Below are 12157 nucleotides of genomic sequence, written 5' to 3' on the forward strand. Positions count from 1 at the left end.
GTGGTCCTCGTCCAGGACGGCCCCGTCCCCCCGGAGCTTGCCTCCTGCCTGCGCGAACTGGTCGCGGCCAGCCCGGTCGAGACGTCGTTCGTCCACCTTGAGGACAACGGCGGCCTCGGCCCCGCCCTGGACGCCGGCCTGCGCTCCGCCCGCCACGACATCGTCGCCCGCATGGACGCCGACGACGTCGCCATGCCGCACCGCTTCCAGGTCCAGGTCCCGCTGGTCCGCGCGGGCGCCGACCTCGTCGGCGCCGGCCTGCTGGAGTTCGGCGCCGACATCACCGACATCGTCGGCCGCCGCATCCCGCCGAGCGACCCCGCCGACATCGCCCGCTACTCCCGCCTGCACGACCCGTTCAACCACCCGACGGTCGTCTACCGGCGCAGCGCCGTCGTCGCCGCGGGCGGCTACGGCGACCTCCCGTTGATGGAGGACTACTGGCTGTTCGTCCGCATGATCGCGAACGGCGCCCGGCTGGTGAACGTCGCCGAACCCCTCGTCTACTACCGGGTCGGCGCCGGCGCCTACGAGCGCCGCGGCGGCCGCGACCTGCTCCGCTCCGAACTGCGCCTGCAGCGCGAGATGCGCCGCGAGGGCTTCATCTCCCAGCCCCAGTACTGGCGCAACGTCATGGTCCGCGGCGGCTACCGCCTGGTCCCGACGCTGATCCGCAAACCCTTCTACCGCGCCGTGGTGGCCCCCTACGGCGCCCGCCGCAACCGCACCCGCCACCGCGACGACGCCCGCCTCGCGCTGCGGCCCGCGACGTACACGCCCGGCCCCGCGGCCCCCGCCGATGGCCCGGCCGGCGACCCGGCCCCGCCCTACCGCGACCACTGACGCGGCCGCGGCAGGCGCGGAACCTCACGAGTCCGGGCGGCTCCACAGGACGGGCTGCTCACCCGAGCTTGCGACAGTGCGGCCCACACCGAGGACGCCGTCCTTGTACGGGGCCAGGCCCGTGATCTCCTGGCGGCCCGCCGCGGACAGGACCTCCCCGCCGGGCGCCTGCGCCTCGAAGGTCGACCCGTCCGCCGACGTCCACGACACGACGTCGGCGGTGCCGCCACCGGAGGTGCCGGCGACCGTGAAGCCCTTCGTTGTCGCCGTCACCGCCGTGATCCGGACGAGGCCCTCCGCGTCGGGCGCCGGCAGCTTCGTCTCGCGCCACGTCTTGCCGCCGTCCGTCGAGACGTAGCCGAGCGTCACCAGCCCGGACGTGCCCACGGCGTCCCCGGCGGCGACCAGCACGCTCCCCTTCGCCGCGACATGACTGAGCGATCCCTGCGTCAGCCCGGACGGCAGCTCGATCTGCTGGAGTTGCCACTTCTTGCCGTCGGCCGACGTCCACACCGCGGGCCGCCGCGCGCCGCCCTGCTTCGGGTCGAGCGCGCCGCCGACGGCGACGAAACCGAACTCCCCGCCGGCGGCGGAGCGGACCCACCGGTTGCCCTTCGGCAGGGCGGTGAGGTCGTTGCGGCCCACGCCGCCGCCGCGCTGCCAGGTCTTCAGGTCGGGCGAGAACCAGATCGCGCCGGACGCGCCGTCGTCGCCGACCACGACGTAACCGGCCGGCCCGGAGGCCGCGGCGTAGGTGCCGAGCGCCTGCGAGCCCTTCTGGGCGAACACGGGGTCGTTGTCGACGGGCTTCCAGACGTTGCCGTCCGCGGAGGTCAGCACCAGCGGGCTGCGCGGCGCCCCGCCGTTGTCGCCGACCGCCAGCCAGCCGGCGCCGCCGTTCGCCACGGACGTGAGCCGCTGCAGGCCCGGCCGCGAGATGCCGCCGGAGAAGCGCGCCCGCTGCCACGCGGCGCCGTCCGCCGACGTCCAGATCGCGGCGTCGCCGCCGGTGCTGCCGACCGCGGCGGCCTGCGCGCCCTTGGCCGCCACCGCGGCCACCGCCTGGTCCTTGCGGAACGCCCCGGGGATCTTGAACGGGTCAACCGGGACCTCCTTGCCGCCCTGGTCCCGCACGGCGAGCAGCGCGTTGAGGTCGCCGTTGCCGGGGTCCCGCCCGACCAGCACGGTCTGGCCGCCCGACGCCGCCGCGCCGAGCATGGTGCGGCCGGACGCCGCGGGCAGCGTGCCCGCGTCCGACCAGGACTTGCCGTCCGCCGACCGGGAGACCGACATGCCGTTCTTGCCGCGCACGATCCCGGTGTAGCCGGACTCGCCGCCGATCAGCTGCTGGACCTCCTGGTAGCCAGCGGACTCCAGCTTGCCGCCCGTCTTCCAGCTGGTGGCGTCAGCAGAGGTGTAGACCTGGCCGTAGGTCGACTTGCCGGACTTCACCTCTCGGACGGCCACCAGCCCCGCCTGGCCGCCGCCGACGTGCAGCCCGCGGGTGCCCTTGGGTGCGGGGATCTTGGCGGGCGACCAGGTCCGGCCGCCGTCGGTCGAGCGCCAGGCACGGCGGAACGATGCCTTGCCCGGCTTCGGGGTGTGCGCGCTCTCCATGAGCACGACGCCCTGCCCCGCCGCCGCCTCCTCCAGCACGACCTTCCCGCGGATCGGGAAGCCGACCTGCGAGCCGGTCTGGGCATCCCAGCGCTTGCCGTCGGACGACAGCCACGTGGCGGGGACCGAGTCGCTGAAGTCGCCCTTGCGGGAGTGCTCGCCGAGGGCCAGGTAGCCCTGCTCGGTCCGGATGAGGCGGGTGACGCGGTTGCCGGGGCCGAAGACGTCCCCGGCCGCGTCGGGCTGGCGCTGCCAGGTCTTGCCGTCCTGACTCAGCCAGACGACGCCGCCGCCCGGCCGGGTGCCGATCGCGACCCAGCCGCCCTGCCCGCCGGCGACCAGCCTCGGCACCTCCGTGGCGCCCGGCTCGCCGCCGTCCGCGCCCTCGACCTTCGCGGTCTGGAACGTCCGGCCGCCGTCGGCGGACACCAGGAACACGCCCCGGTAGTTGCCGGGGTCGGCCTCGCCGCCCACCGCGACGACGGTGGACCCGGACGCCGCGACACCGGTCAGTTCCTGGTCGCGGCCGTCGGACCGGGCCGCCGGGTCGCCCGGGAACAGCGCGCCCGCGAACCTCGCGCCGCCGGCCTCCGTCTCGTCGTCACCGCCCATGCCGAGCACCACGACGACGCCGCCCGCGACCAGCGCCGCAGCGGCCACTCCGCCGAGCACACCGAAGAGGATCTTCTTGTTGACGCCCTTCTTGGCCTTGCCTGGCGTCCGCCAGGGCTCGTCGACCGGTGCCGGCGCGACCGGGGGCGGGCCCGCGGCCAGCGCACCGGCCGGGGGACCGGCGGCTTGGGGGCCGCCGCCCGGGATCTCCTGCGCCCACGGGAACGGCGGCGGAGCCGGCGCCGCTTCGGGCGCCGGACGGCCGGGCCCCGGCTGGACGCGCGTCCGGTCGGCGCCCTCCTCCTCGTCCTCCGGGTCGTCGGCGTCCGCGGCGCCGGCCTGCGGCTCGCCGCCCTGGGTGGAGCGCGAGAAGTCGGTCATCGTCATGTCGGCGATGCCGGGCGCGGGCTTGGCCGCCCGCTCGGTGTCGCGCGAGAAGACCTGGGTCTTCGAGGCACCCTCGTCGTCGGCGTCGCTCACCGTCCGGTCACTGGTCGTCCGGTCGGCGAGTTCCTCCTCGGGCAGGTCTTCCTTGTGCTCGTCGTCCGGGTTCCCGCTCGGAGTCACACCCGCCTCCCCTTGGCCTGTGTCGGTGCTACGTGCGTCGGTACTGCGTGTACGGCCCTGTGACGCTCTGTCACCCTGTTCGAGCTGCGTCGTCAGGGATCATATCGACGCACGGCGGCCGAAATGACCTCCTCGGTCGGGCGCGGTCGCCTCCGCAGGCCGTCCCGCACGCCCTCGCGCAGTCCCCGGCGCAATGTGGCCCTGTCGCGCGAGCGGACATAGGTGCGCGCCCAGCGCCGGACCGACGACCCGGCGTAGAGCGCCCGTTCGACCGGCGCGAGGCCGGGGCTGCGCGTGAACAGCCAGAGTTTGTTGCGGACCTCGTAGTAGAAGCGGCTGCCCGGGTCGGCGTCGGTACCCCCGAACGCCGCGGTCTTGTGGACGACGACGCTCGCCGGGCAGTAGAGCCCGGTCCGCCCGCGCAGCAGCCGGGTGGTGAACTCGAAGTCGTCGTTCCATAGGAAGTAGTCCGCGACCGGCAGCCCGCGCTCCCGCACGGCCGCCTCCTCGACGAGCACGGAGACGAACGACGCGGACCGGACGGGCATGCAGCCGGCCTCCGCCGCCGCGGCCAGTTCCGCCCGGGACGCGCCGGGCTTGCGGCGCGGCGTGTTCATCGGATGGTCCCGGCCGTCGGTCCACACGACCCGGCTGGCGACGAGCGCCGGCGCCGCCGGTGCCCGGTCCCGGGCGTCCAGCAGGGCGGCGAGGGCTCCCGGCTCGGGGACGGTGTCGTCGTCCATCAGCCAGATCAGGCGCGTACCGGCGCCGGGGGCGTCCAGCGCGCGGGCGATCCCGGCCGCGAAGCCGCCGGCGCCGCCGGTGTTCACGCCGAGTTCGACGAGGTCGGCGTCCGGGTACCGGTCGCGGATGAGGCCGGGGGTGCCGTCGGACGAGGCGTTGTCCACGACGGTCACCGCGTCCGGTGGCCGGGTCTGCGCGGCGAGCGCGTCCAGCGCCTCGACCAGCAGGTCGCGCCGGTTGTAGGTGACGACGACCGCGGTGACCCGCGGCGCGGCGGCGCTCACCGCGCCCGGGCCCGGCGGGACAGGACGGTGCCCGCCTCGCCGGCCTCGTCGTCGTCCGGCGCGCTATCCGTCTCCGTCTCGGTCTCCTTCTCGGGTCCGGGGGTCGGCTCGATGCCCTTGAGCCGCTCCACCAGATGCCAGTAGCCGACCCGCATCTTCCAGACGGCCTCGTTGCGCTCGCTGAGATGCCGGGCCATCAGCTTGGGCAGCGCGGTCCGATGCTGCTCCCGGCGTTCCTGCCGCAGTGTGCCGATCTCTCCGCGCAGCATCGCGATCCGGTCGAGGAGGCCGAGGATGGTGTGGGCGGCCGCGTCCAGCAGTTCCGCGTCCTCGGGCGAGGCCGCGGACTCGCCCTGCCGGGCGCCTGCCGGCAGCAACTCGTCCAGGTCGCCGACCACGTCGTAGCCGGCCGACCGGACGCTCTCGACCAGTTCGCGGGCCTTCTCGTCCGCCCACGCGAGCCGCTCGGGAGGCAGCGGCACGCGGCCGTCCTCGCCCCGGCCCGGCAGCACCTTGAGCGCGAGGACCTCGGTGACCAGCCGGTGGTACAGCCACATCGGCGCGTCCATGTCGACGGCGGAGTTCACCCGGCGCAGCAGCTCGGTCTCCGTCCAGCTCAGGGAGGTGTTCGCCCGCGCCTCCGTCAGGTCGGCCACGGCCGGGTCGATGCCGAGCAGCCCGGCGAAGCGCTCCCAGAGCCGCTCGCGGGGGGCGTCCGGGCCGGGCATCGTCAGCACGTGCACGCGCTCCGGCGGGACGTGCGGGACCCACCGCCCGAGCACCTCGGGGATGTCGTGCACCTGCCAGAACCAGCCGGCGGCGCCGCCGTCGCGCGGGCCGTCGACCACCTCGCGCAGCCAGTGCTCGAAGTCGAAGTGGTACCGGTGCTTGACGTACTCCTGCCATTCCGACGGCAGCAGGCCGGCGAGGTCGCGGGCCGAGTAGACGACGTGGACCTCGCAGGGGGCGAGGGACGCCACCGCCCGCCCCGCCGCGGCGGCGTCCGCCGCGCAGAGCACCTCGTGCGACAGCACGGCGACCCGGTGGCCGGACTCCTTGATCTGGTCGGCGAGCCCGTCCCAGGCGCCGTCCCAGGAAGGCCCGGGTTCGTCGGGTTCCGGTTCCACCTGGCGAAGGTCACGGGTGGCCTGGACCTGACCGCCGAAAGATCCGCCGGGCAGCAGGACTCCGGCCTCGGACAGCGCCTGCGCGTTGCTCCACAGCAGGCCCTGCAAGAATGTCGTCCCGCTCTTGGGTGCGCCGATGTGGAGGTATACGGTCGGCGGGGAACCGCCGGAGACCACTGGCACCAGGTGACTCCTCTGGGAGCTCGCTTGGGGGGACGCCTTGAGCGCCGTTCCGGATGACAGGCAGGGTACAACCGGCCAACGCACACCATTTCCGCACAAGCGTGATGACCGCGCCGGTATCTTGGCCGCGCAGCACCCCCGACCCCTGAGACGGACCGTGAACGTTGATCTTGTAGTGGTGGGCTCCGGTTTCTTCGGGCTCACCGTGGCCGAGCGCTGCGCGGCGGAGCTGGGGCTGCGGGTGCTCGTCCTCGACCGGCGCGACCACATCGGCGGCAACGCCTACAGCGAGGACGAGCCCGAGACCGGGATCGAGATCCACCGGTACGGCGCGCACCTGTTCCACACCTCCAACGAGCGCGTGTGGGAGTACGCCGGCCGGTTCACCCGGTTCACCGGCTACCAGCACCGCGTCTACTCGACCTTCAAGGGCCGCGTCTACCCGCTGCCCATCAACCTGGGCACCATCTGCGAGTACTTCGGGCGGGCGTTCACACCGGACGAGGCGCGCGCGCTCATCGCCGAGCAGGCCGCGGAGATCTCCGCCGGGCACGAGCCGCGCAACCTGGAGGAGAAGGCGGTGTCGCTCATCGGGCGGCCGCTGTACGAGGCGTTCATCCGCGGCTACACGGCGAAGCAGTGGCAGACCGACCCCCTCGACCTGCCCGCGGAGATCATCACCCGGCTGCCGGTGCGGTACACCTTCGACAACCGCTACTTCGGCGACACCTACGAGGGGCTGCCCGCCGACGGCTACACCGCGTGGCTGGAGCGGATGGCCGACCACCGCAACATCGAGGTCCGGCTCGACACCGACTTCTTCGACCTGCGCGGCGACCTGGCCGGCAACGTGCCCGTCGTCTACACCGGCCCCCTCGACCGCTACTTCGGCTTCGCGGAGGGCGAGCTCGGCTGGCGGACCCTGGACTTCGAGATGGAGGTCAAGCCGACCGGCGACTTCCAGGGCACCCCGGTGATGAACTACGCCGACGAGGACGTCCCCTACACCCGCATCCACGAGTTCCGGCACTTCCATCCGGAGCGGCGGCACTACCCGGACGACCGAACGGTGATCATGCGCGAGTTCTCCCGGTCCGCCGAGCGGGGCGACGAGCCGTACTACCCGATCAACACCGCCGCGGACCGCGCGCGCCTGCTCCGCTACCGGGAGATGGCCCGGCGGGAGGACGGCGTGCTGTTCGGCGGGCGGCTCGGCACCTACCAGTACCTCGACATGCACATGGCGATCGCCAGCGCCCTGGGCATGGTCGACAACCGGCTGCGGCCCCACTTCACCCGGGGCGAGCGGCTGATCAGCGGAGGAGTGGACCGATGACCGAGGCGACCACCGCGGGGGCGGCGATGCCGGTGGAGGGCCTGCGGGTCCTGCACCGGATCGTGATGCCCGGCGAGCGCGACTTCGACGTGCTGAAGCTGTACGTCGACGGCAACGCGGTGTTCGGCCGCCGCACCGCCGACCTGGAGAGCGCCGCCGAGCGGGTGCTGGCCGAGCAGGACGGCGACGCGGCCTCCCCGGCGGCCTACCGGCCGTCCACGCAGGACGACAGCGCCGAGATCATCGGGCGCCGCAGCATCGTCGTCCCGTCCGGGACGCGGGTGTCGTTCTGCAGTTACTTCAACGCCTTCCCCGCCGGGTACTGGCGCCGCTGGAGCACGGTCGAGACCGTCCGGCTCCGTGTCCGGGTCCGCGGCGAGGCGACGATCCTGATCTACCGCTCCACGGGCAAGGGCCACCTGGAGCGGATCAAGTCGCTGCACATCGACTCCGACTCGTCCGTCGAGGAGACGGTGGACCTGCCGCTCGCCCCGTTCATCGACGGCGGCTGGTACTGGTTCGACATCGTCGCCGACGGCCGCACCGCCGTGCTGGACGGCGCGGACTGGTGCGCGGTCACCGAGCGGACCGAGCCCGGCACCGCGACCATCGGCATCACCACGTTCAACCGGCCGAAGTTCTGCGTCGAGTCGCTCACCGCGCTGGCGGCGGCGGGCGACGTGCTGGACGTCGTCGACGAGATCCTGGTGGTCGACCAGGGCACCGACCGGGTCGAGGACCATCCCGACTTCCCCGCGGCCAAGGAGGCGCTCGGCGACCGGCTGCGCATCATCGACCAGGCCAACCTGGGCGGCTCCGGCGGCTTCTCCCGCGTCATGCACGAGACCGTCGAGTCGGGCCGCAGCACGTACGCGCTGCTGCTGGACGACGACGTCATCCTCGAACCCGAGGGCGTCCTGCGCGCGGTCACGTTCGCCGACCTGGCGCGCGGCCCGATGCTCGTCGGCGGCCACATGCTCGACCTGTACAACCGGTCGGTGCTGCACGTGTTCGGTGAGACGGTGGCCCGCTACCGCTGGTGGATGACCCCGGCCCCGCACACCGAGATGTCGCACGACCTGGCCGCGCAACCGCTCCGGAACACCCCGTGGCTGCACCGCCGCGCGGACGTCGAGTACAACGCCTGGTGGATGTGCCTGATCCCGGTCGAGGTGATCCAGAAGGTCGGGCTGTCGCTGCCGTTCTTCATCAAGTGGGACGACATCGAGTACGGCCTGCGCACCAAGGCGGCGGGATACCCGACGGTCTCGCTCCCGGGCACCGCGGTGTGGCACGTGCCGTGGCACTCCAAGGACGTCATGACCGACTGGCAGGCGTACTTCACCGAGCGGAACAGGGTCGTCACCGCGCTGCTGTACTCGCCATACGAGCGCGGCGGCAACATGCTCAAGGAGAGCCTGTTCATCACCATCAAGCACGCGCTGGCCATGCAGTACTCCACGGCCGAACTGATGCTGCTGGCGCTGGAGGACGCGCTCAAGGGTCCCGAGGACCTGCACCCGTCGATCATCACGAAGATGGGCGAGCTGCGGGAGCTGCGGGCCGGGTTCGTCGACGCCCAGGCCAAGTCGGACCTGGACGAGTTCCCGGCGGTCCGGCGCCGCAAGCCGCCGCGCAAGGGCCGCGACGTCGTCCCGCCGAAGAACCGGCGGGCGATGCTCCAGACGGCGCTGCTGGGCGCGGCCCGGCAGGTCAAGCCGGTCGGCGCGCACCCCAAGATCCACCCTGAGGCCGTCGTCCCGCACGTCGACCAGACCTGGTGGCTGCTGACGAAGTTCAACAGCGCCCTGGTCTCGTCCGCGGACGGCACGAAGGTCTCCTGGTACCAGCGCGACCCGCAGCGGTTCTGGTCGCTGATCCGCCGCGCGTCGGCGCTGCACGCCCGCCTCGGCAAGGAGTGGGCGGTGCTGAGCCACCGGTACCGCGACGCCCTGCCGGGGCTGACCTCGCCGGAGGAGTGGCAGGAGACGTTCGACAGGGCGCGGCCCCGGCCATGACAGCCGCCTCGGGAGCGCCCGCCGGCCTCGACGCCGGTCTCGACGACGCCGGGCTCGTCGAGCCGGGGCACGGCGGCGGGCTCGGCGAGGTCTTCCGGCGGCGCTACCTGCTGAGGCTCATCGTGCGGCGGGAGCTGCGGGCCCGCTACCAGGGGTCGCTGCTCGGCCTCGGCTGGTCGTACGTGCGGCCCGCCGCGCACTTCGCGGTGTTCTACTTCGTGGCCGGCGTCTTCCTGCGGATGAGCGACCGCGTCGAGCACTTCCCGATCTTCATGTTCTCGGCGCTCGTGCTCGTCTCGTTCTTCAACGAGACCCTGATCAACACCACCCACTCGGTGCTCGGCAACGCGCCGCTCGTCCGCAAGGTCTACCTGCCGCGCGAGCTGTTCCCGGTCGCGTCGCTGCTGGTGTCGTGCGTGCACCTGCTGCCGGGCCTCGCGATCGTGCTGACCGTCGCGTCCGTCTGGGGCTGGACGCCGTCGGCCGCCGCGATCGGCTCGGCGCTGCTCGGCTTCGCGCTCGTCGCCACGCTCGGTATCGCCCTCGGGCTGATCTGCTCGGCGCTGCACGTCTTCTACCGCGACACCGACAAGGTCGTCGACATCGCGACGCTGTTCGTCACCTGGTCGGTGCCGATGATCTACCCGTGGACGGTCGTCCGCGACACCGCGCCCGGCTGGGCGCTGGACGCCTACCTCGCCAACCCCATGGCCGTCGGCGTGCTGCTGTTCGAGCGCGCGTTCTGGTGGCCGACGACCGACGGCGCGTCCGCGTTTCCGGCGGACCTCACCAGGGACGGGTTCGTCCTGCTGGCGATGGCCGTCCTGCTGCTCGGGGTGGGCCAGTTCGTGTTCGCCCGGCTCCAGCGGCGCTTCGCGGAGGAGCTCTGATGGCCGCCGCCCGTGCCGTCGTGGTCGACGGCGTCACCAAGCGGTTCACGCTGCGGCACGCCCGCTCGATCAAGAACATGACCGTGCGGGCGCTGCGCCGCGAGAAGCTCCGCGACCGGTTCACCGCGCTGGACGAGGTGTCCGTCACCATCGGCGTCGGCGAGGCCGTCGCGCTGATCGGGGTGAACGGCTCCGGCAAGAGCACCCTCCTGAAGATCATCTCCGGGGTGATGCCGCCGGACGCGGGGACCGTGCGGGTCCGCGGCCGCGTCGCCGGGCTGATCGAGGTCGGCGCCGGGCTGCACCCCGACCTCACCGGGCGGGAGAACGTCTTCCTGAACGGCGCCATCCTCGGCATGGACCGTGCCGAGACGCTCCGCAAGTTCGACTCGATCGTCGAGTTCGCCGACATCGGGCGGTTCCTCGACCAGCCCGTCCGGTTCTACTCGTCCGGCATGTTCATGCGGCTGGCGTTCTCCATCGCCGTGCACACCGACCCGGACGTCTTCCTCATCGACGAGGTCCTCGCCGTCGGCGACCCGCTGTTCCGCCGCAAGTGCATCGACCGCCTGCGCGAGTACCGCGCCAGCGGCCGCACGATGGTGATCGTCGCGCACGACGCCAAGCTCCTGCGGCAACTCTGCACCCGCGGCGTCTTCCTTGAGGACGGCCGCGTCCTGTGGGACGGCGACATCGACACCGCCGCCGACCTGCTCCTGAAGAAGCGCCAGGAACGCCGCCGCGGCCTCACCGCGCCCGCCCGGCCACCCGCCGAGGCCGGCCGATGACCTCGGCCCCGCCCGCCGACCGGCCGCGGCTGCGCGAACTGGACCTGCTCCGGTTCGTCGCGGCCCTGCTGGTGGTGTTCCACCATTACGTGGGGCGTATCGCGGGATGGGGCGTGCCCAACCATCACAACATGCCGGTGCTCGCATCGATCACGCACTTCGGCAACCTCGGCGTCGACCTGTTCTTCCTGATCAGCGGCTTCGTCATCCTGATGAGCGCATGGGGCAGGGGAGTCGGCGACTTCGCCGTCTCCCGCACCGTGCGGATCTTCCCGGCCTACTGGGTTGGCGTCTCTCTCTCGATCCTGAGCTTCTTCGCCATCGGTGAGACACCGGTGGCGTCGCACAACCCGCTGGTCGCCTACCTGCCGAACATGACCATGCTTCAGACGGGCATCGGCGTGCCCAACATGGAGAACGTCTACTGGACACTCTGGGTCGAACTGCACTTCTACGCGCTGATCGCCGTGCTCATCTGGCGCGGTATCACCTATGAGCGATGCGTGGCCTTCATGGTCGGATGGCTGCTGCTCGGCCTGTTCGCCCAGGAGGCGGACTTCTCGCCGCTCACCGCGGTCCTGATGCCGCCATGGGCCCCGTACTTCGTGGCCGGCATGGCGTTCTTCCTCATCCACCGATTCGGCCCGAACCTTCTCCTGTGGCTCATCGCCGCCGGCTGCTGGGCACTCGCCGTGTACTACCGGCAGGGCACCGTGAACGCCGAACTGGCCTGGCCACGGGTATGGGACGCGGTCATCGCCGGCGGTGTCACCTTCACATTCCTGCTCATGGCGATCGTGGCCACCCATCGGTTCGAAGCGGTGAGCTGGCGCGGCTTCACCTTCCTCGGCTCGCTCACCTATCCGCTTTACCTGGTGCACGAGAGCATCGGGCGCGTGCTGTACGAGCTGCTGCGCTCCCACCTCGGCCGGTGGACGCTGCTCGGCATGTCCTTGATCGCCGCTTTCGGCACGGCCTTCCTGGTGCACCGGCTGATCGAGGAACCGCTGCAGCGATGGGTGAAGCCGAAGCTCAAGGCGGGGCTCGGCCGATTGCGGCAGGAGTGGCCCTCGCTCGTACGGAACAAGACCTCGCCCCGCAGCACCGTGGAGGCAATCCGGTGACCAGCCCCCCCGCCGCTCCCGAGC

The 12157-nt window shown here is 72.3% G+C and carries 9 protein-coding genes; 6 read left to right on the forward strand and 3 right to left on the reverse strand.

Features of this window, described 5'->3' with window-relative positions; all coding sequences use genetic code 11:
• The coding region (locus tag E1293_RS36920) for a glycosyltransferase (RefSeq protein ID WP_132203082.1) at positions 1-843 on the forward strand (843 nt) is incomplete at its 5' end.
• 24 nt (positions 844-867) lie between these two features.
• Here the strand turns inward: E1293_RS36920 and E1293_RS36925 are convergent.
• From E1293_RS36925 to E1293_RS36935, 3 genes are all read right to left on the reverse strand, one after another.
• Entirely contained in the window at positions 868-3639 is a 2772-nt protein-coding gene (locus E1293_RS36925) for a sialidase family protein (RefSeq protein WP_132203084.1), read from the reverse strand.
• A 92-nt stretch (positions 3640-3731) separates the two neighbouring features.
• Positions 3732-4667: a glycosyltransferase gene (locus tag E1293_RS36930; protein ID WP_132203086.1), complete on the reverse strand. Its 936-nt coding sequence runs from the start codon at positions 4665-4667 to the stop codon at positions 3732-3734.
• Positions 4664-5977: a hypothetical protein gene (locus E1293_RS36935; protein WP_132203088.1), complete on the reverse strand. Its 1314-nt coding sequence runs from the start codon at positions 5975-5977 to the stop codon at positions 4664-4666. Before E1293_RS36935 ends, E1293_RS36930 begins: the two co-directional genes overlap by 4 nt.
• 178 nt (positions 5978-6155) lie before the next feature.
• Between E1293_RS36935 and glf the strand changes: the two genes are divergently transcribed.
• The 5 genes from glf to E1293_RS36960 are packed head-to-tail and all read left to right on the forward strand — an operon-like array spanning position 6156 to position 12133.
• Positions 6156-7313, forward strand: a complete 1158-nt coding sequence (gene glf, locus E1293_RS36940) for a UDP-galactopyranose mutase (RefSeq protein WP_243717096.1) — start codon at positions 6156-6158, stop codon at positions 7311-7313.
• Complete coding sequence (locus E1293_RS36945; protein WP_243717098.1) at positions 7310-9331, forward strand: glycosyltransferase; 2022 nt, start codon at positions 7310-7312, stop codon at positions 9329-9331. The genes glf and E1293_RS36945 overlap by 4 nt, the downstream gene beginning before the upstream one ends.
• Complete coding sequence (locus tag E1293_RS36950; RefSeq protein WP_132203092.1) at positions 9328-10221, forward strand: ABC transporter permease; 894 nt, start codon at positions 9328-9330, stop codon at positions 10219-10221. The genes E1293_RS36945 and E1293_RS36950 overlap by 4 nt, the downstream gene beginning before the upstream one ends.
• The gene (locus tag E1293_RS36955; protein ID WP_132203094.1) at positions 10221-11009 is read left to right on the forward strand and encodes an ABC transporter ATP-binding protein; all 789 of its coding nucleotides are present in this window, start codon (positions 10221-10223) and stop codon (positions 11007-11009) included. The genes E1293_RS36950 and E1293_RS36955 overlap by 1 nt, the downstream gene beginning before the upstream one ends.
• On the forward strand, positions 11006-12133 hold the full coding sequence (locus E1293_RS36960) for an acyltransferase family protein (protein WP_132203096.1): 1128 nt from the start codon (positions 11006-11008) through the stop codon (positions 12131-12133). The genes E1293_RS36955 and E1293_RS36960 overlap by 4 nt, the downstream gene beginning before the upstream one ends.
• Positions 12134-12157: the final 24 nt, after the last annotated feature.

The sequence above is a fragment of the Actinomadura darangshiensis genome, from assembly GCF_004349235.1.
Taxonomy (GTDB): Bacteria; Actinomycetota; Actinomycetes; order Streptosporangiales; family Streptosporangiaceae; genus Spirillospora; species Spirillospora darangshiensis.